Source organism: Bordetella tumulicola, assembly GCF_965138755.1.
GTDB classification, from domain to species: domain Bacteria; phylum Pseudomonadota; class Gammaproteobacteria; order Burkholderiales; family Burkholderiaceae_B; genus Bordetella_A; species Bordetella_A tumulicola.
On record NZ_CBCSFP010000007.1, the window covers coordinates 82,500 to 103,870 of the forward strand.

The 21,371-nt window shown below is 58.7% G+C and carries 28 protein-coding genes and 1 pseudogene; 11 read left to right on the top strand and 18 right to left on the bottom strand.

Going from position 1 to position 21,371, the window contains the following annotated elements; genetic code table 11:
* Nucleotides 1-6 precede the first annotated feature (6 nt).
* The 18 genes from ACNAZS_RS17500 to ACNAZS_RS17585 all read right to left on the bottom strand — a co-directional run bounded on the left by ACNAZS_RS17500 (nucleotide 7) and on the right by ACNAZS_RS17585 (nucleotide 13,296).
* Nucleotides 7-2,145, bottom strand: a complete 2,139-nt coding sequence (locus tag ACNAZS_RS17500; RefSeq protein WP_415791613.1) for an FHIPEP family type III secretion protein — start codon at nucleotides 2,143-2,145, stop codon at nucleotides 7-9.
* Complete coding sequence (locus ACNAZS_RS17505) at nucleotides 2,142-2,477, bottom strand: hypothetical protein (RefSeq protein WP_415791615.1); 336 nt, start codon at nucleotides 2,475-2,477, stop codon at nucleotides 2,142-2,144. Before ACNAZS_RS17505 ends, ACNAZS_RS17500 begins: the two co-directional genes overlap by 4 nt.
* The gene (locus ACNAZS_RS17510) at nucleotides 2,461-2,871 is read right to left on the bottom strand and encodes a hypothetical protein (protein ID WP_415791617.1); all 411 of its coding nucleotides are present in this window, start codon (nucleotides 2,869-2,871) and stop codon (nucleotides 2,461-2,463) included. Before ACNAZS_RS17510 ends, ACNAZS_RS17505 begins: the two co-directional genes overlap by 17 nt.
* Before the next feature lie 15 nt (nucleotides 2,872-2,886).
* A complete protein-coding gene (locus ACNAZS_RS17515; RefSeq protein WP_415791619.1) occupies nucleotides 2,887-3,777 on the bottom strand; it encodes a SctD/MshK family protein in 891 nt (296 codons plus the stop codon).
* A gap of 125 nt (nucleotides 3,778-3,902) precedes the next feature.
* Entirely contained in the window at nucleotides 3,903-4,064 is a 162-nt protein-coding gene (locus ACNAZS_RS17520) for a hypothetical protein (RefSeq protein ID WP_415791621.1), read from the bottom strand.
* 180 nt (nucleotides 4,065-4,244) lie between these two features.
* On the bottom strand, nucleotides 4,245-5,303 hold the full coding sequence (locus ACNAZS_RS17525; protein ID WP_415791623.1) for an EscU/YscU/HrcU family type III secretion system export apparatus switch protein: 1,059 nt from the start codon (nucleotides 5,301-5,303) through the stop codon (nucleotides 4,245-4,247).
* 30 nt (nucleotides 5,304-5,333) lie between these two features.
* Nucleotides 5,334-6,167: a type III secretion system export apparatus subunit SctT gene (gene sctT / locus ACNAZS_RS17530; protein WP_415791625.1), complete on the bottom strand. Its 834-nt coding sequence runs from the start codon at nucleotides 6,165-6,167 to the stop codon at nucleotides 5,334-5,336.
* A complete protein-coding gene (locus ACNAZS_RS17535) occupies nucleotides 6,155-6,424 on the bottom strand; it encodes an EscS/YscS/HrcS family type III secretion system export apparatus protein (protein WP_415791627.1) in 270 nt (89 codons plus the stop codon). Before ACNAZS_RS17535 ends, sctT begins: the two co-directional genes overlap by 13 nt.
* Nucleotides 6,425-6,430: 6 nt before the next feature.
* Nucleotides 6,431-7,087: a type III secretion system export apparatus subunit SctR gene (sctR, locus tag ACNAZS_RS17540; protein ID WP_415791629.1), complete on the bottom strand. Its 657-nt coding sequence runs from the start codon at nucleotides 7,085-7,087 to the stop codon at nucleotides 6,431-6,433.
* Entirely contained in the window at nucleotides 7,080-8,111 is a 1,032-nt protein-coding gene (gene sctQ / locus ACNAZS_RS17545) for a type III secretion system cytoplasmic ring protein SctQ (RefSeq protein ID WP_415791631.1), read from the bottom strand. Before sctQ ends, sctR begins: the two co-directional genes overlap by 8 nt.
* Nucleotides 8,101-8,583, bottom strand: a complete 483-nt coding sequence (locus ACNAZS_RS17550) for a hypothetical protein (protein WP_415791633.1) — start codon at nucleotides 8,581-8,583, stop codon at nucleotides 8,101-8,103. Before ACNAZS_RS17550 ends, sctQ begins: the two co-directional genes overlap by 11 nt.
* On the bottom strand, nucleotides 8,580-9,920 hold the full coding sequence (locus ACNAZS_RS17555) for a FliI/YscN family ATPase (protein ID WP_415791635.1): 1,341 nt from the start codon (nucleotides 9,918-9,920) through the stop codon (nucleotides 8,580-8,582). Before ACNAZS_RS17555 ends, ACNAZS_RS17550 begins: the two co-directional genes overlap by 4 nt.
* Nucleotides 9,920-10,522, bottom strand: coding sequence for a type III secretion system stator protein SctL (gene sctL / locus ACNAZS_RS17560; RefSeq protein ID WP_415791637.1), 603 nt, complete (start codon nucleotides 10,520-10,522; stop codon nucleotides 9,920-9,922). Before sctL ends, ACNAZS_RS17555 begins: the two co-directional genes overlap by 1 nt.
* The gene (locus ACNAZS_RS17565; protein WP_415791639.1) at nucleotides 10,519-11,181 is read right to left on the bottom strand and encodes a hypothetical protein; all 663 of its coding nucleotides are present in this window, start codon (nucleotides 11,179-11,181) and stop codon (nucleotides 10,519-10,521) included. Before ACNAZS_RS17565 ends, sctL begins: the two co-directional genes overlap by 4 nt.
* Before the next feature lie 2 nt (nucleotides 11,182-11,183).
* Entirely contained in the window at nucleotides 11,184-11,963 is a 780-nt protein-coding gene (gene sctJ / locus ACNAZS_RS17570; protein ID WP_415791641.1) for a type III secretion system inner membrane ring lipoprotein SctJ, read from the bottom strand.
* Between the two features lie 3 nt (nucleotides 11,964-11,966).
* Nucleotides 11,967-12,374, bottom strand: a complete 408-nt coding sequence (locus ACNAZS_RS17575; RefSeq protein ID WP_415791643.1) for a hypothetical protein — start codon at nucleotides 12,372-12,374, stop codon at nucleotides 11,967-11,969.
* Nucleotides 12,375-12,410: 36 nt separating this feature from the next.
* Nucleotides 12,411-12,620: a hypothetical protein gene (locus tag ACNAZS_RS17580; RefSeq protein ID WP_415791645.1), complete on the bottom strand. Its 210-nt coding sequence runs from the start codon at nucleotides 12,618-12,620 to the stop codon at nucleotides 12,411-12,413.
* Between the two features lie 43 nt (nucleotides 12,621-12,663).
* The gene (locus tag ACNAZS_RS17585) at nucleotides 12,664-13,296 is read right to left on the bottom strand and encodes a hypothetical protein (protein ID WP_415791647.1); all 633 of its coding nucleotides are present in this window, start codon (nucleotides 13,294-13,296) and stop codon (nucleotides 12,664-12,666) included.
* 60 nt (nucleotides 13,297-13,356) lie between these two features.
* Here ACNAZS_RS17585 and ACNAZS_RS17590 point away from each other — a divergent pair, with 60 nt between their 5' ends.
* The 11 genes and pseudogenes from ACNAZS_RS17590 to arsH all read left to right on the top strand — a co-directional run bounded on the left by ACNAZS_RS17590 (nucleotide 13,357) and on the right by arsH (nucleotide 21,370).
* Complete coding sequence (locus tag ACNAZS_RS17590; RefSeq protein WP_415791945.1) at nucleotides 13,357-13,536, top strand: hypothetical protein; 180 nt, start codon at nucleotides 13,357-13,359, stop codon at nucleotides 13,534-13,536.
* Nucleotides 13,533-13,826: pseudogene (locus ACNAZS_RS17595) on the top strand (tyrosine-type recombinase/integrase); the annotation flags it as partial. The gene ACNAZS_RS17590 and the pseudogene ACNAZS_RS17595, both read left to right, overlap by 4 nt.
* A gap of 418 nt (nucleotides 13,827-14,244) precedes the next feature.
* The gene (locus ACNAZS_RS17600; protein ID WP_415791649.1) at nucleotides 14,245-15,600 is read left to right on the top strand and encodes a tyrosine-type recombinase/integrase; all 1,356 of its coding nucleotides are present in this window, start codon (nucleotides 14,245-14,247) and stop codon (nucleotides 15,598-15,600) included.
* A gap of 61 nt (nucleotides 15,601-15,661) precedes the next feature.
* Nucleotides 15,662-16,252 carry a hypothetical protein gene (locus ACNAZS_RS17605; protein WP_415791651.1) on the top strand — a complete coding sequence of 197 codons (591 nt, stop codon included), beginning with the start codon at nucleotides 15,662-15,664 and terminating at the stop codon, nucleotides 16,250-16,252.
* A gap of 477 nt (nucleotides 16,253-16,729) precedes the next feature.
* Nucleotides 16,730-17,449, top strand: a complete 720-nt coding sequence (locus ACNAZS_RS17610) for a hypothetical protein (RefSeq protein WP_415791653.1) — start codon at nucleotides 16,730-16,732, stop codon at nucleotides 17,447-17,449.
* 35 nt (nucleotides 17,450-17,484) lie between these two features.
* Complete coding sequence (locus tag ACNAZS_RS17615; RefSeq protein WP_415791655.1) at nucleotides 17,485-18,111, top strand: hypothetical protein; 627 nt, start codon at nucleotides 17,485-17,487, stop codon at nucleotides 18,109-18,111.
* Nucleotides 18,112-18,281: 170 nt separating this feature from the next.
* A complete protein-coding gene (locus ACNAZS_RS17620; protein ID WP_415791657.1) occupies nucleotides 18,282-18,608 on the top strand; it encodes an ArsR/SmtB family transcription factor in 327 nt (108 codons plus the stop codon).
* A gap of 15 nt (nucleotides 18,609-18,623) precedes the next feature.
* Nucleotides 18,624-19,118 carry an arsenate reductase ArsC gene (locus ACNAZS_RS17625; RefSeq protein WP_415791659.1) on the top strand — a complete coding sequence of 165 codons (495 nt, stop codon included), beginning with the start codon at nucleotides 18,624-18,626 and terminating at the stop codon, nucleotides 19,116-19,118.
* Nucleotides 19,119-19,128: 10 nt separating this feature from the next.
* Entirely contained in the window at nucleotides 19,129-20,196 is a 1,068-nt protein-coding gene (arsB, locus tag ACNAZS_RS17630) for an ACR3 family arsenite efflux transporter (protein WP_415791661.1), read from the top strand.
* Nucleotides 20,197-20,229: 33 nt separating this feature from the next.
* Nucleotides 20,230-20,652: an arsenate reductase (glutaredoxin) gene (gene arsC / locus ACNAZS_RS17635; protein WP_415791663.1), complete on the top strand. Its 423-nt coding sequence runs from the start codon at nucleotides 20,230-20,232 to the stop codon at nucleotides 20,650-20,652.
* A complete protein-coding gene (arsH, locus tag ACNAZS_RS17640; protein ID WP_415791665.1) occupies nucleotides 20,630-21,370 on the top strand; it encodes an arsenical resistance protein ArsH in 741 nt (246 codons plus the stop codon). Before arsC ends, arsH begins: the two co-directional genes overlap by 23 nt.
* Nucleotide 21,371 lies beyond the last annotated feature (1 nt).

The following is a 21,371-nucleotide window of genomic DNA, read 5'->3' on the forward strand; positions in this document are numbered from 1 at the left end:
TGACGCTCACGCAGCCGCCTTTCCTGCTTCGTTCAGCGACTGCGTGTCCAAGGCCTCCAGGCGTCCATTCAGGCCCAGCATGCCGAGGGGGTGCGACACATAACCGCTTGCCAACTCGGTATACGACATGACGGGAATGGTCACTCCATGCCTGGACAGGTGGTGGTACATGTACCGACGCATATCCGCAGCAATCATCAATACCGCCCTGGATGTGCGCCCCGCCACACTCGGCACCGCCTGCAAGCCGTCGATTAGACGGGCGCTCAGGCCTACCGATAGCGTGCTGCCACGCCCTTCCTTGGACGAAAGTTCCCGACGGATTTCTTGTTCCAGGTCCCGCGAAAAAACGTAGACGGCGATCGTGCGATGCGCATCCGCATATTGATGGCAGATGTGGCGAGACAAGGCAGCCCGGATGCTTTCAACCTGCGCAGGCAAGGAATTGCCTTCCCCCATCCTCGCCAGCACCTCCAAAACTGCCCTGAGGTTCCCAATGCACACCCGCTCTTCCAGCAGACGTCTGAATATCTCTGCCATCCGCTGCAAAGGCACGGCGTGCAAAGCCTGGCGAACCAACTCCGGAAAGCCCTGCTCCAATTCCCCCAGCAATTGCCGAGTCTCTTGTATGCCGAGGAACTCTGGCGCATGCTGAAGCTGGATGGCCAACAGATACTCCGCCAGCGCCTCTTCCGGTGTCAGGCACACGCCACCGAGTTTCTCGATTTCCTGTATGTGCTGACGTGGCACCCAAACAGCGGGCTGGCCTTCGAAACTGACGGTTTCCTGCGGTTCGACTCCCAACACTTCCAGCATCGACAGATTGCCATGGGCAAACACGCATCCCGGGTGCAATGCTCCGCCTGCCACTGGCACCCCATCCAGGTAAATACTGAACAGGGGGTCAGCCAGTAAATCATTGAGCTTGAAGCCGATTGGCTGGAACGGTATCCCCAAGGCAATTTCGGCACGAATTCGGGCATCTTCGAGCGCCAACTGTACTAGCTGCAGATTGAGCACTGCAGCCAGCTCCGGGCCGACACGCAGCGTCACGCGCCCCGACGGGGGATCAACCCAATCAGACAACATATGGGCTGCGCTGACTTGAACGGCACCGGCATCGCCCTGCCCTTCCTCCGCCGCCTCACCGTCATCCACCCCGACAGCAGCGGTCTCACGCCGACGGGCCGCGTACGCCGCGCCCCCCAACAAGAGGGCGATAACAAGAAACGTATGCATGGGAAAGCCAGGCACCAGCGACAAAAGCACAAGCACGCCCGCACACAAGGCCATGACCTTCGATTGCGCACCCAATTGACCGATGATTTCCGCACCCAAGTCGACGTTCTGGCCGGAGTTGACACGCGTTACGACAATCCCGGCAGCTACCGCGGTCATCAACGCGGGAAGTTGCGCAATCAGACCGTCCCCCACCGACAGCAGTGAGTAGGTATGCACCGCGTCCGAGAACGACAGGCCGTGGCGAACAGTGCCGATAATGATGCCGCCCATCAGGTTGACACAAAGAATAATGAGACTAGCAATTGCGTCGCCCTTGACGAACTTCATGGCGCCATCCATGGCGCCAAACAGCTGGCTCTCACGCTCCAGGTTCTGACGACGCAGCTTGGCCTCTTCCTTGTTGATATCACCGTTGCGCAGGTCCGCATCGATACTCATCTGCTTACCCGGCATGGCGTCGAGGCTGAAGCGCGCACCCACTTCAGCGACGCGCTCCGCGCCTTTGGTGATCACGATGAATTGCGCCGCCGTGATGATGAGAAAAATCACCAGACCAACGACCACATCACCAGCAATGACGTACTCGCCAAACGCAGCCACGATCTCGCCGGCATCCGCATCGCGGAGAATGAGGCGCGTGGTGGTGATGGACAACGACAGGCGAAACAGGGTGCTCAACAGGATGATGGGAGGCAACGCGGAAAAGTCGGCTGCCCGAGAACTGTAAAATGCCACGATCAAGACCAGCACCGTAAACGCGATGCTGAAACTGACCATGACATCTACCAGAAAGACCGGGATGGGGATGATCATCATCACCACCACCAGCAGCAGGAAGGACGCGACGACGATGTCGCTGCGGCCCGCCGCCATCCGGACGATACGATTCAACAAGCCTTTCACGCCTTCGCCTCCGGCCCGCTATCGTACCGTGCCAGCAATTCCGTGGCCGTGTCCAATTGGCCCAGCGCCAGGTGCGCGTTGATTCGCAGCAAGGCCAAGTCGGACGCCGACACGCCCAATGCCTCCATTTTGTTGGTCACGGTGAGTGCACGTGTGCCGTCGCCCGCCATAGCGAACAACTCGGCCAAGCCATGCAATACATCGATATCGACGGGGTGCATGTGATGGGCAACCAATTGATACACCAGGCCCCGGCGCACATGCCCATTGAGTGCAAGCAACCGCGCCCGGCGGCACAGCCATTCCGTACTAAGGCTATCCCAGTCTTCCATCCGGTTCGGCCTCCGGTGCGTCTTCCTCGAGTTCTTCTTCGTCGGCCAGATCGGCACCCAGCACCCGCAAATGATGATCCATGTCTTCGGACAGCAACGATGCCGCCGCACGGCGCACGTCAGCAGGCAGATCAAGCGCCGGCAGCACGCTATCGAGTAGATGCTGCAAAATCGTGACGTTTCCCACCGTGTCCGATAATTGATCGTCGATAGGCGGCGCGGCGTTTGCCTGCTCGGTTCGGTCAACAAGCCGACGACGGCTGCTCGAGGCCCGCCTGAGCGCCGGTTCGGGCCGCTTTTCCTGAGAAGAAAAAGGCGAAGCCTCGGCCAATCGCCGCAGCCCCTGCATCTCGCGCGCGCGCCAGAGATCAACATCCGATCGAGTGATCCGCATTATTCCGGTATCCCCTCACAGCCCGAAAATATGCTCTTGTCCACCGCGAACCAGAACTATTTGCCTTTTGTCTATGCTCTTCAACATCCAGCCTTCATTAAGCATGGTTCCCTGGTAATGGCGCTCGCCTTCGACGTCGACGATATAGGGGCGCTTTCCCAACCAAACGGCCGTAATGGCGACTTTGGGGACCTCCACATCAACCATCTTTGATCTGAGTAAATAACGCGATCCATAACGCAGATCGAACCATTCCTGCACGGCCTGCCATCGCGCTTTGCTGTGGTCGGGCAGTACACCTCGAACTTCGGCCACGCTGCCATCAACCTGGACCGCCATGTCCTGCAAGCCCGCTACCTGCAAGCGCGACTGCAACGCCCGACGGACTTCTTGCGCCGTGGGCGCCGGCAAACGAACATGAGCGGTATCGGGCTTCGTGCCGGCCTGGGCATTCTTTGCCGCGCCCGATTCTGGCAATAGCAGGTAGCCCCCCATTGCCCCCAGGCAAACCAGCCCCAATAGCCAAGCATTGGCGTACAGGCCACGCCGCCAGGGCAAGCGCGCCAACCGGTCATGCCGCCCCACCCCGCTCACGTCATCCTCAATCCGCAACTGCACGCTTCCTATGGAAAAGCGGCACGGCAGACGGCTTTCTGCGATATGCCCCATTGGCAGTTTGCGCAAACCGTCTATCAGTACCGATTCCGCATACGATTCCAGCCTGACGCAGCCGTTGCTGACCTCAACTGTCATATGGCACGGAGCAACTCCTTCATCCCGTACGACGAGATCGCCATCGAGATCGGCCCCAAGGCGATATTTGACATTTTCATGGATGCGCGTCCTGGCTCCTGCATGCATGCCGCTTGCTATATGCAATGCAAGTGATTCGCGGCGCTCATCCATACAATCGACACCATCCGGAATCGATACCGGCCAGCAGACATATCATTACTAAATTGGGCATGGCGGATACATAAAAAACAGAAAAGGGCCGGAATCGTTCCCGGCCCTGCCACCGATAAAGGCTATTAGTTAGGACGTTGCTTGCTAGCGTCCAGTTCCGCCTTTTTTTCCGTGGTGATTTCGGTAACCTTGGCTGACATCTCGATCGCGCGATCGAAAGCCGCTTCCATTTTTGCCAAGCCGGCTTCGGCGCCGCCACCGGTATTGGTAGGAGAAACGTTGCTCATAATTGACTCCAAAAAAAAATATGAAATTGAACACTCGAAGAATAGAGGGCTCATCAGATACCCCTGCGAGCAAATCCATTCTGCTTGGATGAAATGACCACGGCATTACATTTTCATAGCATTACAAACATACAGGCGATTGCAAAAACATGGCCGCCACGTAGCCTGGGCGCGCCATCGTCATATCAGGCCCACTTTGACAAGGACTTCCGCCACTCGGCCAAAATGGCGTTCCGGCAGCGGCTCCCCCAGAGAGCATTGGCGCGCCACCTCGCCAGCGAGGCTCGGGTCGTACACGTATGGCGCGCTCTTTTCATGGCGCTGCGCCCATGCCTGGGCCGCCTTGTCCGGAGGGACCACATGCACCACCACAGGCACCTTGGTTTCGCCACGGATATACCGTATACCGACGATCCAGCCCTTCTCGCTCCCGATCATTACAGAGGCCATATGCTCGCCCCGGGCAGATGAGCCTGCCTGCGTGGCCATGCGCTGCCGGTGTCTTTCCTTGCGGATTTCCGGCGCTCCATCCATATCCTTGCGTTCCCGTTTCACTTCGCTATGCGACATGCGCATATCGCGCGCGAACAGCCATTTCTGAAGCAGCAGATCAAGTATCCCGGTACCCAAAAATGCCAAAATCGCGGTAATTGCAATGGGAATGAATAAATGGTTGAACGATGCCAGCAGACAATCGGCGCCACAGGACGGGGCGCCGAACAGAAAAGGCAGGCTTTTTTTATACGCCATGAAAAATGCCACGCTCAATGCCGCCACTTTCAACAGCGCCTTTAGAAACTCCACGACGTTTCTCAGACTGAATAATCGTTTGAATCCACTGATCGGGTCGACTCTCTTGATATCCGGTTTGATAGGTTCTGTCGAAAAGACGATTCCCTTGCTAATAAGGACGTTTCCGATGAAGACAACAAGCACGATAAGCACAAACAGCGGAAAAGTCGTAGACATCAACGCATCCAACGCCTCTACCACGACGGCCCCCCAGACTTCTGAGAACTTCATATCTGGCGCCCCCAGTATCAGGGCCACTCTGTCGAACAAATCAATCGCCCGGACAGCCATGGTCTGCGCTGACAAGCCCAGATAGACCGTAGATGCCAGCACAACCAGCGCAGTAATCATGTCCTGGCTTTTCGCCATCTGCCCCTTTTGCCTGGCGTCCCGCAGTTTCTTGTCTGAGCCTGGTTCGGTCTTTTCTTCGCTCGATTCATTGCTCATTTTGTACCTCCGGCACCCATGCTTATCACCTTACCGGCGCATCGTGCCTACCCAATCGGACACGCCTTGGGCCGACGCCACCAGACTCGCCATATCCGGCAACAGCACCGCCATGTAAAGGACGAGCAATATGGCAAACAGCAAGTTCTTCACGGGCAGAGACAAATCAAAAACGTGCAAGCTGGGCGCCATGCGCGACAGATATGCCATCATCAGGTCGGAAACCAGAATGGCTATCATCAAGGGGGCAATCATCATGACCGCCAGTCTCAGTACGTTATCCAGCAAACCCAGCATTGCTAGCCCCAAGCCATCCATGACGGGGAAAAACCCGCCGACCGGCCAGATGGAGTAACTGGTGTACAACCCCTGCAGCATGAAGAACAGCCCGTCTGCCAGGAAAAACATGGCCACCATGATGACGCCCAGCAAGGTAGCAGTCACGCCAGACTCCGTGGCGGATAACGGGTCGACCAACTGCGCCATCGTCGAGCCCCGCTGCAGATCGATCAATTCGCCCGCCGCCTCGGCGGCCCAGATAGGCACGCCATAGACTGCGCCCAGCACCATGCCCACCAGCATCTCTATCACCAACGCACCTATCAGGCGATGACCGGCATGGGAATAACCGTCAATGACTTCCGGCAGCAACATGGGCACCGCCGGCGCCGCGAATACCAACGCGATCATAGTGCGAAGCATGCCGGTAATGCCCAGGCGGTTGAACACCGGAGAAATCATCACCAGCCCCAGGCAACGCGCCATGGCCAGCGACGTGGCCATGATCGCCGGATACGCGGCACCCAGCCATAACAACGCCCCGCGCCACCATAAATCCGCCGAAGCGCCCGCTACCGTGTCCATAAGGGAAACCCGGTCAGCAACTGATCTGCCAGCTCTGACACCTGCCCCGCTAGCAATGGCAGGCCGAAGATCAGCGAGAACAGCACCGCCACCAGTTTCACCGCCTGCGGCAGGGTTTGATCCTGGATCTGCGTCAGGGCCTGCAGCAACCCCACACCCAGACCAATGACGATCGCAATCAACAAAGCCGGCGCCGAGATGATCAGGACCGTCATCAATGCCTTGTTCATCAGTGAAATAATCAGCGACTGATCCATCTCCGTTCAACCTCCATAGCTGACGATCAATCCATGCATCAGACGCGACCATCCGTCCACGATAACGAACAGAAATATTTTCAGTGGAACGGAGATCAGGGCGGGCGACACCATCATCATGCCCATGGCCATCAGTATGTTGGACACGATCAAATCAATGACCAGAAACGGGATGTACAACAGAAAGCCAATTTCGAACGCCCTGGCCAGTTCGGAACCGACGAAGGCGGGCACCAACACAACCAGGTCGTCGTCGCGCAAATTCTGACGCGCCTGTTCAGACCATAACCCCTCGGTCGCGTTCAGGAAGAACTCCCTTTCTTCGGTCGAGGCATATCTGGCGAGGTGTGTCTGCAAGGGTCCGCGCACGCGGCTAGCGATATCGGTCAAGTCTTCCATGGAATTAAGCTGTATCTGCACCCCCTGGAACTGATGGCTGATCTCGCCGATCAGAGGTGCGGTGACGTAGCAGGCCAGGATAAGAGCAATACCGTAGAGCACCAGGTTCGGCGGCGTCTGCTGCACACCCAGTGCATTGCGGATCAGAAACAGCACAACAGAAATTTTCAAGAACCCTGTCATCGTCACGATGAACAGCGGCAGTAGCCCTACCGTTGCCACCAATAGGATGATGACGCCCAGATTCGGCTGATACTCAGCCATTTGAATCTGCCAGCCTCGTTACCCGGACACCGAGCACATCGTCTAACCGTACTAACTCTCCTTGCCCGATCTTCTGCCCATTCACCATCAGGTCTACCGCCTGGTCAGCCCGCCGGCTCATCGGCAGCACCGACCCCGGTTTGAGGGCCTTCAGATCCGCCATGCTCATGGCAAGGCGGCCGACTTCACACACTACCGGCACGGTCAATTGATCCAACATCACGGACGGAACTGCTTCCGTTTCGACATTGATTTCTTCCACGGAAACCTCTCTTCGTTCATCGATATACCAAGCGCTGCCGATGACATAACCGCCATCCTGCTCGCGAACATCAGCCAGCAGGGAGGGCGCTACAGCCAAATGCAGCCCATCCAACGGCCGGCTCAACAGCACGACATCCCCCGGCCGCAAGGAACTCAACTGCACCAGGCTCAGCATCTGCCGCCCGGCCTGAAGCGCCGCCAGGATAGGCACACGCTGCCAGACTTCCTCTTGAGCCTGCTCGCGCGGCAGGCGGCTCACTGTGGCGTCGGGCAAATCCAGCCATATCAAGGCGCCCTGCGACTCGTCGGCGCCGTCAGGAAACAAGGCCACACGGCGAAGACCGACGGCGGCATTCCGGTGCCCGTCCTTGGGCGACAGCACGAAGTCATGGCCGCACACGGCCTTCAAACGTGACAGCACATTGGCCATCGCCCAGGACAGTAGAAAGACCCGCAGCGGCGGCGCGATCTCGGGCCACGGCGTTTGGCGCGGGCGGGACACGCCGGCCCGCAGGCATGCGCCATCCAGCCATTTGGCGTCGGCAAACAAGCGACCGTACGCGCCATCCACCTCAAGCGCCACGCAGCACGCATCGGCCGGTGGAGTCTGCTGCACCTCGCGCAAATTGAATGTGATCGACTCGTCAAATAGACTGAATACCAGCGGCGACAATGCCACGCCGCCTTGCAACGCGGCCGGGTCGCATATGGGTAGCTCTTGCCAGAGCGGCACCACCGGAATGGCAACATCAACGGCCATGGCGCGCCCCCTGCAGTTCGTCGGCCAAGAACTCCTCGCGCAACGCATTACGTCTGGACTGCCGACGGCCATGCCAGGCCGCCAACTCGTTGCAGGCCTCCAGCTTGCGCGCACATTGCGCGTGATTCGCCGTAAGGTGATCGAGCTCCGCTTGCACCTCCGCCAACTTGCCTTTCAGGTTCTGTAACGAAACCTCCATCTGCACTACTTGCCACGCATCGTCACTATCCTGATCGTGAGCATGCATGATTTTCCGGCTATCGAAAGGTTCACTGAACAGCTCCTGCCAACGCTCATGCTTTCGTTGCTGTATCGAAACCATCGTTTCCTCGGAACGATGGCTCTCGTCCAGGAACTCCTGCTCGACGCGTTCGCACTGCCTGGCCTGAAGACTCTTCAAATACAGCAGCCGCTCCTCGCGCCGGAGACGAATTTCCTTCACAGTAAGGATTTTCTTCAGTTCCGTACTCACGCCATCAACTCCATCAAGCGGCTGCGCGTCTCGGAAAAACTGGATACCGTTTTCATGTCCTGGCACAGGAAGCTCTCTATCGCCTCGTGGCGCTGGATCGCGACGTCGGTCTGTGCATCCGTGCCGGCAGCGTATTCGCCCAGCCGGATAAGCAATTCCACTTGCGCATAGCGCGCCATCAAGTCGCGCACCTGCGCGGCCGCATTGCCGTGCCGGTTCTGTACGACCTTGTGCATCAGACGGCTTCGGCTGCGCAGGATGTCGATCGCCGGAAACCGGTTCCTGCGCGCCAACTGAGCATCAAGCACGATGTGCCCGTCGACGATAGAGGTGACCTCCTCTGCGACGGGATCGGCTTCGCCGTCACTTTCAACCAGCACCGTGTAAATGCCGGTGATGCTGCCGCGCACGCCCGGACCGGCACGCTCGAGCAGTTCCGGCAATGCTGCAAACAACGAAGGCGGAAATCCCCGACGTGTGGGCGGTTCGCCCACGGCCAGACCAATTTCGCGACGCGCGCGCGCATACCGCGTCACACTATCGACCATCAACAGGACGTGCTTGCCGGTATCCCGGAAATACTCCGCCACGCAAGTGGCCGTCTCGGCCGCCTTAACCCGTTCCAGGGCCGATTTATCCGAAGTCGCCACGACGGTAACCGTGCGAGCGCGGGTGTCCTGGCTCATTGCATCTTCCAGCCATTCCCGGACTTCACGGCCCCGTTCGCCGATCAGCGCCAGCACGATGACATCGGTCTGCGCGCCCGCCAACATAGAGGCAAGCAGCGAAGACTTGCCTGCGCCGGCCTCACCCAGGATGGCCACCCGCTGACCTCGGCCCACGGTCAAGAGCCCATCGATGGCCCGGATGCCCAATGGAAAAGGCTCGCTGATGCGTTGGCGCTCTATCGCCGCCGGCGCTGTGCCATGAACAGAGCGCAGGACCATCTCGCCTACGCGGTGCGGCGCCCGCGGATCCAGGTTGTGTCCGAACGCATCGATGGCCGTGCCCAGCAGCGACTGGCCCACCGCAATGGAGAACCCCCGCGACGTCCGGTACACAGGGCAACCGGCGCTGATGCCGTTTGCCTTGGCCATCGGCGCCAACCAGGCCAGCTCATCCGCGAAACCCACAACTTCCGCGGGAACCGGTGCATATTCGGGCATGCTCGGCTCGATACTGCAGAATTCACCCAGCGTTGCCCCAGGTAGCCAGGCTCGGATGGTCAGCCCACGTATTTCCTGGACTTTTCCTTGCCTGGGACGGGTGTCGACCCCTTGCATGGCGGCATGAATGTGATGCAGGGGGTCCGCGTCATCCCGTGTCAGTCCTACCATTACTTATTCTCCTCGCCGGCGCGAGGTAGTGCCTTGAGAATACGCTCCCATTGGGCGTGCGGCGTCAACTCGATGATGCCCGCCGGCGTTTCCAGAAAGCATTGCGATTCCTGTAAGGAATCATCTGCACGCAGCACGACCGCACGGGCCAGATGGTGCATGGCCTCTTCGCCGAGAATCGCGGCCATCCCCGGCGCCACCCTCAAGGTGAACCTGCCGGACTCTCTCAATTCGCCGATAGCCTTACGCGCGGCAAACATGACGAGGTCCTGATCAGGTATGCCATCGAGGATTTTTCTGAGCGCGGTATCGATCACCCGTACCAGATGCGGTTCCAACTCGGTCTTATACGACTCCCGCTCGGCCGAAATCCGTAGCGCCAATTCCGCCGCCTCGTCCATCGCGGCACGCTGGCCGCTTTCATAGCCCTCGTGCCAGGCTTGTTCGCGCAAGGTCTCCGCTTGCGCAAGGGCTTCGCTTCGTATCGTGTCCGCTTCTTGCCTGGCCTGTTCGAGAAAGCGTTCGCCCTCGCGCCATGCGGCCAAACTTTCGGCACGCACGATCAAGGCATCTTCTCGAACCGCTGGAACATTCGCACTCATGAAGACTCTCGCAGATTACGATTCAGGACCTCGACGAGCGCCACAGCCGATTTCTCATCGACATGCCAGATACCATCCACGCCCGCCCCATCCAAACTCAGCGGCTGCTTCAAATGCACCCATGCCGCCAGGTCCTCGTCCAGCAACGAGACCTTGGTATCCAGCACAGCAAAACCCACATCGCAGATCCCGGATATCCACTCTTGGGCGGTATCCGGCCGGCGTCGAACCTGCGCGGCCGAGGCCGTATCGTCAGCCAGATCCTGGCCCAACTCCACCCATCGCCACCACGACGCGCCAAAATACGTTTCCAGCGATCTGAGCACAGGCGCCCGCAATTCGCGCGCCAACGCCTGCGACCAGAACATCAGGCCGCAGGCACCGGCTGCCCGTTCCCAGCCCGCCACGTCCAGAGCCGCCAAACCGGCTTCCTCGGGCGCGACGGCCAACTCCGCCAACGGCTTTACGCCCAGTGTTTGGCGCAGCAAATCGACGAGCGACGACCTGAACGGCTCCACCGCGAAGACCTGCCGTAGCAGCGATTCATCCTGGATCTGGATGGGCGCCAAACACCGCGTCAAATTTGCCACGTGCACACCCGGCAACGGGTTTTTTTGAAATCGTTCCCACTCGCCGGTAGGCGTCGTCGTCTTCGCCATGATCACGACGCTTGGCGATAGATACGCGTCCCTCTGGCAGACCGGGTCATGAACCACCATGTCCCGCCGCCAGCCACGATGGCTGCCAAGAGCCAGATCAGCAGCGACCACTGGGCGAGCCTGCCGACGCTATGCTCAGGCACGGGCACCCCCAGCCAACTAGCCATCTTGGGCTCGGCTGCGATTTCCTCGACGGACACCGCCACTGGAATCACCGACACCCGCTCGTAGTCCAGCCCGGAAATGCTCCCCGCCACCAGCGACTTGATCTTCGGAATCAAGGGCTCGACATCTACGCTCGCCTCATAGCGAACAAATACGGCGGCGGACGCCGGACGCGTCTCCTTACTCCGCAAATCCGTATCCGGCAAGTCCACATGCACCCGGGCGGTACGGATGCCGTCTACCTGAGCCACAGTATTGGAGAGCTCCTGGCTCATGGCATAGACCAGTTGCGCCCGTTCCTGAATAGGCGAAGCCACCAGACCGTTGCCTTTGAAGACATCCCCCAGGGAATCGAAATGGGCCTGGGGTAGGCCGGCGGCCTCTAGCACCTGCACGGCCGATGCAAAGCGCTCTTCATCGACCATCACGGTCAGACTGCCGTCCTTGGTGCTTTCCCGCCTGGCTTCGATGCCATGCTTCATCAGTACGGAAATCATCTGATTGGCTTGCCGCTCATTCAGGCCCGAATACAGCTCCGTTTTGCAAGCCTGCAAAATCAAGACGCACATGACCAAGGCAACCGTGCGCAAAGTGCGCCAACCGATCAAATCGAACACGAGTCATTGGCCTCGAATCAGAGTATTAGCGGCGCCGGAAACCTGGGTTGCGCTGCGGACGACAACCTGGGTCTCGATGGAATAATCGAACATGCGATTCAGAGCATCCAGCGCGGTCATCACCCTCTGATCTGTCTCCTGACCCGTATTCGCGGCCTCGGTTTTTGGCATGGCGTACACGCGGTCGTGACTACCCGCCACGTGCTCCACCCGCGACGAGGCTAGGCTGGCTCGTTCCAGATACCCATCGAGATACTTAGCCACCACCTGGCCGATCTCACCAACACTTGAAAGATGTCGGTCACGTGCCTGCAGGGCCATGACTTCGAACAAGTCCTGCGACGCAGGATGCGCGCCGCCCTGATGCACGGAAACGTCCAGGGCGACGCCAGAAGCGCTCGGCAAATCCATTATCTGCTCTCTTTTACCTTACCCCAAACCGAGAGATCACTCATCGGACTGGGCTTCGCTGAGCATCTCGTTCATACGGGGCATAATGATGGTCTGGGCCAGCGCCACCACGCCCGTCAGCATCGCTTCGTCCAGCCGTGCCTGATCTTCTGAAGAATTTGCTTGGGCATTCTGAACGGCGACGTCGAACGAGGCTTCCGCTGGCGCATTAGGTACCGCTGCGGAATCAACTGGCATCACTGACATATTCTTGCTCCTGAAAACGTTGCATGACAAAACACACCCGGCCTCACCTGGAGACCATGACTCGCTGGCGACCGGCCTTGCCCCGATACACCGTAATCTCCGCTACGCCCTGGCTGTGGCTAAGGGCCAGGCCAGGACTACTGGTCACGCGCCGACTATTCACTACGGCTGCAATAAGTTCACGAAAGGATGTCGGCCCCGTCACAACTAGCGCTGGCGACCGGTCATCCAATACGATGTTGATACCCGCCCCTTGCCTCGACCATTCGCTCGCCAACGCCTGGCGTTGTTCCGCCTTCATCGACGGCACTGGCAGCAGCTCCGTGCTGTTTTCTTTCCGGGTACTGACAAACAGCGTATTTCTATCCATATACCAGACCAAATCGTGGGCGTCGGCCAAGCTACGCAGAAACGCATCAGCGCTATCGACATGTCGCATACCACGCACCACACCGCCGACATTCGGCGACACCTTCGTTTCGATGCCCAGATTGCGCCCGAACTCGCTCAGTACGATCCGCAAGTCCTGCTCGATCACCAGATACGGATAAGGTTGATTCAACATGCCGATCTGAGTCACAGCATGGGCAGACGCACAACCCAGCCCGATGCTCAGCACAGCACCAAGCAGCGCCATGCGAACACCGAAAAAGCGGAATATGCCTGCCCTTTGCATCGCACGACTCCTACACCCAACGGCGTCCATTATTGAATTCAATAGTGACAAGCACATTGCATGCAGACGGCCGATAGTAAATATTTCAACCCATTGATTTCGAAACTCGCCATCTACGTCGGCCGAAATCTGCGTAACGACGACGTGGTCGCCACGTTAACTCAGGTATGTTCCATGCACGGTACTCTCCACGTTGGTATGGCGGAGAACCGCAAGAAGCTCATTTTCAAAGCGCTCTGAATGACGGTGCTCTGGCAGTATTCGAGCGCAGCTTGAAGACCGCCGAGCGATGGGCCTTCACAAGAAGAGAAGATTTATCGACTCGAATCGAACAAAACAACAGACGAGACTTTAGTCATGCTTGCAAGGCCATTGGCATTGAGGATTTTCACTGGCATGACCTCCGCCATACTTGGGCGAGTTGGCACGTCCAGCGCGGGACACCACTGATGATTCTTAAGGAGTTCGGGGGCTGGGAGACCATTGCAATGGTGCAAAAGCATGCACACCTTGCCCCGAGTCACATTGCGCCTCGCGCCCGAACAGTGAACGTCCTTGAGACAGCTGGTCAAGGAAGAGGAAAAGTTGACCAGCGGATTTTTCAGTCAGGATTTGGTCAAGACTCAAGCACAAAAACAAANCGCCACTCCGAAGAAGTGGCGTAAGTGTTTGATAACAATAGAATTCTGGTGGGCTGTGAGTGGCTCGAACACTCGACCTACGGATTAAGAGTCCCAATAATCCGTATTTTGTGAGATTTCACGACACCGCATGAGACGAATAATTCTATTTAAAATCAATTAGTTATTGTGAATTCTTGTTTTTTATGGTCTCATTTAATGGTACGAAATCTTCGGATTTTTCGGACACAGTTCGGACACGGAAGGTGCTGATGAGGTGACCAGGAGGCCGCCACTAGCGTTCCGCTCGGACCTGGAGACCATCCCTATGCCTGTTCTGACCTACCGCGCTATCGAGGCTCACAAGCCCAAAAACAAGTCGTACAAGATCACGCTAGATCGTGGCGTGCAACTCCGTATCGCACCCGACGGCTTGCGTACCGTCCTGATCCGCTACACCGTGCGCGGCATGGAGGAAGAGCGTCAATACACGCTGCCCCGGGAGTACGGGGACGGCCCTGCCCAGATCAAGCTGGCCGACGCCTGCGCCGAGGGGCAACGCATCCGTGCTCTGGCCCGCGCCGGCATCGACTGGCCCGCCGAGGAAGAAGCCCGGCGGCGCGCCGAGGCTGAAACCCAGACACAGTCGGCGGCCTCGAACGCCCTGACGTTGGCCGAAGGCATCCGCGAGTACGTCGAGAAAAAGCGCCGGGCCAAAGATGGCTTGTCGCTCAAGGCGCGCACCAAGGCGGAATATGTGGCCATGATCGAGCCGGGCAAGGTCGCCAAGAACGGCAGAAAATTCGCCGACGGCGAACTTATGCCTCTGGCCGAGAAACTCATGCCCGAGATCACTGCGAAGGACATCTGGGACGTCTATAACAACCTGCTGAAACGGGCCAAGCGCCGGGCGGACTACGCCATGCAGGTCTTGCGCGCGGTCTTGCGCTGGCACGGAGTCAACGTTCCCAATAGCCCTCTGAGCCAGGAAACTGCAGGGCGGGACCGGATCGTGATTGCCGGGCCCCGTGGCAATCCAACACCGATTCCCGCGGAAAAGCTCGGCGCCTGGTGGCTGGCGGCCTGCGCGTCCCCGCGTCGCGTGGCGGCGAACTACTACCGCTTCCAATTGCTCACGGGCTGCCGTGGTATCGAGATCCACGGCGAGAAGAAATACGATTACGAACCGATCCTGGTGCGCGATGTGGACCTCAGGGCCGGCCGCGTGCTGCTACGAGACACCAAGAACCGGACCGACCATGTGTTGCTGCTATCGCGGCAGGCGCTGGCGATCGCCGAGGAAGCTTGCAAAGGGCGCAAGCCCGATGACCGATTGTTCCCCATCGTTGATGCCCGCAAGACGTTGGCTTGGATCAACAAGCAGGTGGGTACGACCGTGCAGGGGCATGACATGCGTGCGACCTTTACGACCGTGGCCGAAGAGCTGGTGTCCGGCGGCGTACTCAAGCGGATGATCAACCACGCCGCCAACAATGACGTGACCCTAGGCCACTATGTCGGCAAGGGTGAGGCGCAGTTGCGAGCCGGCTGGCAAACCGTCGCGGACTTCATCGAGAATACCGCTGCGGAGGAAGCGGCGCGCCGTGCCGCACCATCGGGGGGCACTTCCTTGCCCGCCGGGGAAACTAGCGCACTCCAGGAATCGGCTCTGGTCGCAGCATGACGAACGGCTTACAGGTTCAGATAGTCCCGCGCCCGGAAAGTCTCGACACGGCGACAGCACGATGAAGTGGATTCGCTATTTGCGGCAAGGCTTCATCGAGGTCGCGGGTACGCGCTACGACCTCACGCACATGCGCGGGCCCACCTTCGAGCTGGCCATCGCGGCGACCCCGCGCTACCCAGCCTTGACGCTGCGTATCGAGGTGGAATTCACCTCGCATTGCGTGTCGTTCGGCTCGAAGGAAGACGAAATCCTCGACTTCGACGTCCTGGGCCACGACCGCCGGATTCTCGACCATCGGGACATGCCACGCGTGTTCTGCTTCGACCGCTACCGCTGGTCGCAGTCCCTGCCCGAACTGATGCGCACGCTCGATGGGCACTACTGCAATTTCACCGGATACGGGAACTGGCTGGTCATTCGTGCCATCGACGACCGGGGCCAAGAGGTGGATTACGAAATCTACTTTCAGCTACGCCGGCATGGCGGGGATACCCTGCGCATGGTGGTCGAAAGCGCCTATGTCCGTGCATACGGCACGCCCGGACCAGGCGTACCCCATGAGCGCAAGGGCCGTGTACGTTTCCATGTCATGGCCGCCAAGGTGTTCCGAGGGGAACCGCTGCGCGACCCCGGCCATCACCGCCGATAGCGCCGCTGCAGGGCTGAAAAAGGCGAGGCCCCGTAGAACGGGGCCTCATATGTCGCGGGAGCTCTTGATACCAGCACGGCTGGACCCTGTTGCCAGGGGGCAGATAGACGCCTTTTCAGGCCCCGATACATCTATCTGCCAGTAGCTTACTCAATTTTGAGCAATGGGTCAACCGCCCGCTTTCCGCCACCAAATGACTCAATCGCCCGCACGAAGGGCATGCAAAACCCTGGATGTACGTAGGATAATGTTGCACCTGTAAACGATACAAGTGCCGACAGTCCCCGAACCCTACTCTTATTCTAGGCGATCCCGCATGGCTACCACTAAAAACTCTAATCCAAGCACGCCACCTCCCGTGGCCAAGCCAAGCGGCACTCGTCCACCGGGGAGAATTACGATCAAAGGCGGGGTCCCCACCTCCCACATGCCACCAGTACCGCCGAAGACAGGCGGCGGATCGGGCAAGTAACAACCGTGAGTTCCCAAAGCTCCAGCGGTGGACCTGCCACGCCGCCCCAAAATTCGTACACCCCCTCAGAGGCGGCGCAGACGCTATATAAAGCGTTCCTAGATGATGCAAAAAAGCGGCAGCTATCGAGTTCCGAGAACTTCGACAAATCCATCTTGACGTATTCGAGTGGCGGACTGGCCCTGTCGCTAGCTTTCCTCAAGGATTTCATCCCTATCCGTACAGCGACAATGCCATATCTGCTGTACGGTTCCTGGGCGCTGTTCGTGCTTTCCACGGCGCTGACTACTGTATCGTTCTTGGTCAGCTATAAGGCACAGACGCTGTCTATCCAGTACGCAGAAAAGTATTATCTGGAGGGGAATGAATGCTACTTGAACAGACAATCCTGGTGCGATCGATGCACGAAGTGGTTCAACCTCATCTCTGGAGCGGCGTTTATTTTGGCGCTGGTCTTCACCTCGATCTTTGTCGCAATTAATCTAAATAAGGCGAATGCTATGGCTGGAACAAAGAGTTTTGCTCAGGATGGATTGCCGAGCGCGATGATGCAAAAAATGACTGGTGGCTCGGCAGAAGCTCCGTTGACCAAAGGCCTGCCAGCCGGCACCATGGCGCCAGTCCCGCCGGCCGCGCAGAGCACCACGACTGCCCCCGCCGCGCCTCAAAGTACGTCGGGCAGCGGCAATACCCCGTCTGCCCAAGGCAGCCAATCGTCCAAGTAGCGCAGCTGACGATACGTGCCGCCGGAGAGCTGAGCATGGCGAAACAAGATCCCATTGCCCGCAGCATGGCGATCGTGGATAAGGCACTGCGCGCAGCCTTTCCTGACGATTTTGACAAGCGCTGCATGTACGCAGCGTTTGGGTTACGTTCGCTTTTGCAGGAAACCGGTTTGAGCCCCGAGATTGTTGGGGGAGAGTTTCTGTGCCTGGCGCTTTCTCCTGATGGTAAAAGGGCAACGCTTCAAGGATTTGGAAAACCCAACTCCCAAGAGCCCTCACACTATTGGGTAGAACTTGGAAAAACCCTGATCGACGTCGGGCCGCATTATCTTCCGCGAAATTCCAGCCATCCGTCGGTTCCGATACCGTTCGTTCGATGGTCCCTGGCTGCCCCGTTGCCGCGCTTTCTGCGCTATCGGGCAGTCATCCGTTACGACCCGCACGTCACGCTTGTTTCTGACGCGGAGATTTTGAGTAGGATGGACGATTTCCTGGCTCGCTGCCAACAGGAAAATCAGGCAGCTACCGGCGAGGTCAAATTGCCGACTTGGCAGCTCAAGGATATGGCTTCATTGCAATATGCCGCGCAGCGAGGAGACCCCTGGGCGCGGGGCACATCTATGTTTCTTCGGCACTCGGCAACGACTCAACTTCCTTTCTAGCAGCGTTTGGCTACACAGCCGGCAAGGCCGCGTGCTCCTGCGGATCAGCGCTGTCGAGGTCATCAACCACCGATCGATTTTTGAGGTGCCCTACACGACAGGGCGCGCTTTTTGGCGAAAGCGGTTCTAATATTCAATCGATGATTCAATAAACGGTGTACTATTGAATCATGAAAGAAGATCAAGCCATATCTGCCCTCGGAGCGCTAGCCCATACGCAGCGCCTACGAGCATTTCGCGCCCTCGTGGTCGCTGGGCCTGCGGGTCTGACACCTAGCGTGCTGGCGGACCAACTCGGCGTTGCGCGCAACGCGCTGTCCTTTCATTTGAAAGAGCTATCTCATGCCGGTTTGGTGACCATTGAACAACAAGGGCGCAATTTGATTTACCGAGCCGACTTCGCGCATATGAACGGCCTACTTGGCTACCTGACAGAGCACTGTTGCCAGGGCGGCGTGTGTGAACTCACCGAATCCTCCACGTGTACAACCTGCTGACCGGGGTTTCTTTTCATGACCGACAAGACGTATAACGCGCTGTTCATCTGCACTGGCAATTCCGCGCGTTCCATTCTGGCCGAGGGCTTGCTCAATGGTTTAGGCGGCGGGCGCTTCCATGCTTATTCCGCAGGTAGTCACCCAAAGGGTGCTGTGCATCCGCTCGCGCTCGCCGCGCTGGAGCGGCTGCGTCTACCGGCGACAGGCTACCGTAGCAAGAGCTGGGATGAGTTCACTCAGCCCGATGCGCCGCAGTTCGATTTCATCTTCACCGTTTGCGACAACGCGGCGGGCGAAGTTTGTCCCATCTGGCCAGGCAAGCCCATGTCCGCGCACTGGGGTGTGCCCGATCCGGCCGCCGTTGAAGGCACCGAGGAGCATCAGCTCAAGGCCTTTTTGGACACCGCGGTTGTCTTAAAGCGACGCATCGAACTTCTCCTGAATCTGCCGCTGCAACGCCTCGATGCTATGTCGCTCCAAAAAGAGCTGCATGGCATCGGCAAGCAATAAGGAGCACCTGATGACGGTACAAAGCAACGCCATCTGCCCAGTGCAGGCGATGCCGTCGATGAGCGTCTTTGAGCGCTATCTGACGGTATGGGTGCTGTTGTGCATCGTGGCCGGCATCGCGTTCGGCCAGTTCGCACCCGACGTGTTCCGGGCGATCGGCCGTATGGAATTTGCGCAGGTCAACCTCCCCGTGGGGTTGTTGATCTGGGTCATGGTCATACCGATGTTGGTCAAGGTGGACTTCGGCGCGCTTGGCCAGGTCAAGGAACACTGGCGCGGCATTGGCGTGACCTTGTTCGTTAACTGGGCGGTCAAGCCGTTTTCGATGGCCTTTCTGGCCTGGCTTTTCATACGAAATGTCTTTGCCGACTGGCTGCCGGCCGATCAACTCGACAGCTATGTTGCCGGCCTGATTCTGCTGGCAGCGGCACCTTGCACAGCGATGGTCTTCGTCTGGAGCCGCCTGACCGGCGGCGATCCTGTGTTCACGCTGTCGCAGGTGGCCTTGAACGACACCATCATGGTGTTCGCCTTCGCCCCGGTGGTTGGTCTGCTGCTGGGCATTTCTTCAATCACCGTGCCGTGGGACACTTTGCTCACGTCAGTGGTGCTGTACATCGTGATCCCGGTCGTCATTGCTCAAGCGTGGCGCCGCATATTGCTGCGCCAGGGACAAGGCGCATTTGATCGGGCCATGGAGCGCATGGGACCGTTGTCCATCGCTGCGCTGTTGCTCACCCTGGTGTTGCTGTTCGCCTTCCAGGGCCAAGCCATTCTGCAGCAACCGCTGGTGATCGCCATGCTGGCGGTGCCCATCCTGATCCAGGTGTTGTTCAATTCCGGATTGGCGTATTGGCTCAATCGCCGGGCTGGCGAAAAGCACAGCATTGCCTGCCCCTCAGCTTTGATTGGCGCATCCAACTTTTTCGAGCTGGCGGTGGCAGCCGCCATCAGCTTGTTTGGCTTTCACTCCGGCGCAGCACTCGCCACCGTGGTAGGCGTACTCATCGAGGTGCCGATCATGCTGCTGGTCGTTCAGGTGGTGAATCGCTCGCGCGGCTGGTATGAACGCACCTGACCCAAAACTATCTTTCATCCGCGAGGCCATGGCATGAACCACGTCACGATCTATCACAACCCCGACTGCGGCACATCGCGCAATACGCTGGCGCTGATTCGCAATAGCGGCGAGGAACCTGTCGTTGTCGAATACCTGAAAACGCCGCCGAGCCGTGAAACGCAGGTGGCCTTGATTGCCGCCGCCGGGCTAACGGTGCGTGAAGCGCTACGCGTCAAGGGCACGCCCTATGACGAGCTGGGGCTGAATGATTCGAAGTGGACAGATGATCAACTGATCGATTTCATGCAACAGCATCCCATCCTCATGAACCGGCCATTCGTGGTGACGCCCTTGGGCACGAAGCTTTGCCGGCCGTCGGAAGCGGTATTGGATATCCTGCCGCAACTGCAACAAGGCAGCTTCACGAAAGAGGATGGCCAGGCCGTGGTGAATGCGGGGGGGCAGCGTGTCTGAACATCGGCTCGACCTGCCCAATGTGGATGCCTCATTGTTCGAGACTCCAGATTGTGCGCGCCTGCTGGCACCGGCTCAACGATCGACCCATGCGCCGCGCATTCTGATGCTCTACGGATCCCTGCGCGAACGTTCGTACAGTCGGCTGCTGACGCGCGAAGCGGCCCGCATGTTGGAAGCATTGGGCGCCGAGGTCCGGACATTCGACCCCGCAGGTCTGCCGTTGCCAGACAGCGTTCCTGAGACCGATCCGAAGGTTCAGGAACTCCGTTCGCTCGCACAATGGGCCGAAGGCATGGTGTGGACATCGCCGGAGCGACACGGCGCAATGACGGGGATCATGAAGGCACAAATCGACTGGATTCCCCTTTCGATGGGCGCAGTGCGGCCCACTCAGGGCAAGACTCTCGCCGTGATGGAAGTCTCCGGTGGCTCGCAGTCCTTCAATGCCGTCAATCAGATGCGGATCCTTGGCCGCTGGATGCGGATGGTTACCATCCCCAACCAGTCCTCGCTGCCCAAGGCGTTCTTGGAATTCGATGACGCTGGGCGCATGAAGCCGTCCAGCTATTACGACCGCGTCGTTGACGTGATGGAAGAACTCGTCAAGTTCACGCTGCTGACGCGCGATGCCAGCGCCTATTTGGTGGATCGATATAGCGAGCGCAAGGAAAGCGCGGAGCAATTGTCCAGGCGCGTCAATCAACGGGCTATCTAAC

Bases quoted from the DNA above. Each gene is read 5' to 3' on its own strand.
- ACNAZS_RS17505 (WP_415791615.1), bottom strand. From the start codon at position 2,477: ATGGAAGACTGGGATAGCCTTAGTACGGAATGGCTGTGCCGCCGGGCG.
- ACNAZS_RS17510 (WP_415791617.1), bottom strand. From the start codon at position 2,871: ATGCGGATCACTCGATCGGATGTTGATCTCTGGCGCGCGCGCGAGATG.
- ACNAZS_RS17515 (WP_415791619.1), bottom strand. From the start codon at position 3,777: ATGGATGAGCGCCGCGAATCACTTGCATTGCATATAGCAAGCGGCATG.
- ACNAZS_RS17520 (WP_415791621.1), bottom strand. From the start codon at position 4,064: ATGAGCAACGTTTCTCCTACCAATACCGGTGGCGGCGCCGAAGCCGGC.
- ACNAZS_RS17525 (WP_415791623.1), bottom strand. From the start codon at position 5,303: ATGAGCAATGAATCGAGCGAAGAAAAGACCGAACCAGGCTCAGACAAG.
- sctT (WP_415791625.1), bottom strand. From the start codon at position 6,167: ATGGACACGGTAGCGGGCGCTTCGGCGGATTTATGGTGGCGCGGGGCG.
- ACNAZS_RS17535 (WP_415791627.1), bottom strand. From the start codon at position 6,424: ATGGATCAGTCGCTGATTATTTCACTGATGAACAAGGCATTGATGACG.
- sctR (WP_415791629.1), bottom strand. From the start codon at position 7,087: ATGGCTGAGTATCAGCCGAATCTGGGCGTCATCATCCTATTGGTGGCA.
- sctQ (WP_415791631.1), bottom strand. From the start codon at position 8,111: ATGGCCGTTGATGTTGCCATTCCGGTGGTGCCGCTCTGGCAAGAGCTA.
- ACNAZS_RS17555 (WP_415791635.1), bottom strand. From the start codon at position 9,920: ATGGTAGGACTGACACGGGATGACGCGGACCCCCTGCATCACATTCAT.
- sctL (WP_415791637.1), bottom strand. From the start codon at position 10,522: ATGAGTGCGAATGTTCCAGCGGTTCGAGAAGATGCCTTGATCGTGCGT.
- ACNAZS_RS17565 (WP_415791639.1), bottom strand. From the start codon at position 11,181: ATGGCGAAGACGACGACGCCTACCGGCGAGTGGGAACGATTTCAAAAA.
- ACNAZS_RS17575 (WP_415791643.1), bottom strand. From the start codon at position 12,374: ATGGATTTGCCGAGCGCTTCTGGCGTCGCCCTGGACGTTTCCGTGCAT.
- ACNAZS_RS17580 (WP_415791645.1), bottom strand. From the start codon at position 12,620: ATGTCAGTGATGCCAGTTGATTCCGCAGCGGTACCTAATGCGCCAGCG.
- ACNAZS_RS17585 (WP_415791647.1), bottom strand. From the start codon at position 13,296: ATGCAAAGGGCAGGCATATTCCGCTTTTTCGGTGTTCGCATGGCGCTG.
- ACNAZS_RS17590 (WP_415791945.1), top strand. From the start codon at position 13,357: ATGCAGACGGCCGATAGTAAATATTTCAACCCATTGATTTCGAAACTC.
- ACNAZS_RS17600 (WP_415791649.1), top strand. From the start codon at position 14,245: ATGCCTGTTCTGACCTACCGCGCTATCGAGGCTCACAAGCCCAAAAAC.
- ACNAZS_RS17605 (WP_415791651.1), top strand. From the start codon at position 15,662: ATGAAGTGGATTCGCTATTTGCGGCAAGGCTTCATCGAGGTCGCGGGT.
- ACNAZS_RS17615 (WP_415791655.1), top strand. From the start codon at position 17,485: ATGGCGAAACAAGATCCCATTGCCCGCAGCATGGCGATCGTGGATAAG.
- ACNAZS_RS17620 (WP_415791657.1), top strand. From the start codon at position 18,282: ATGAAAGAAGATCAAGCCATATCTGCCCTCGGAGCGCTAGCCCATACG.
- ACNAZS_RS17625 (WP_415791659.1), top strand. From the start codon at position 18,624: ATGACCGACAAGACGTATAACGCGCTGTTCATCTGCACTGGCAATTCC.
- arsB (WP_415791661.1), top strand. From the start codon at position 19,129: ATGACGGTACAAAGCAACGCCATCTGCCCAGTGCAGGCGATGCCGTCG.
- arsC (WP_415791663.1), top strand. From the start codon at position 20,230: ATGAACCACGTCACGATCTATCACAACCCCGACTGCGGCACATCGCGC.
- arsH (WP_415791665.1), top strand. From the start codon at position 20,630: ATGCGGGGGGGCAGCGTGTCTGAACATCGGCTCGACCTGCCCAATGTG.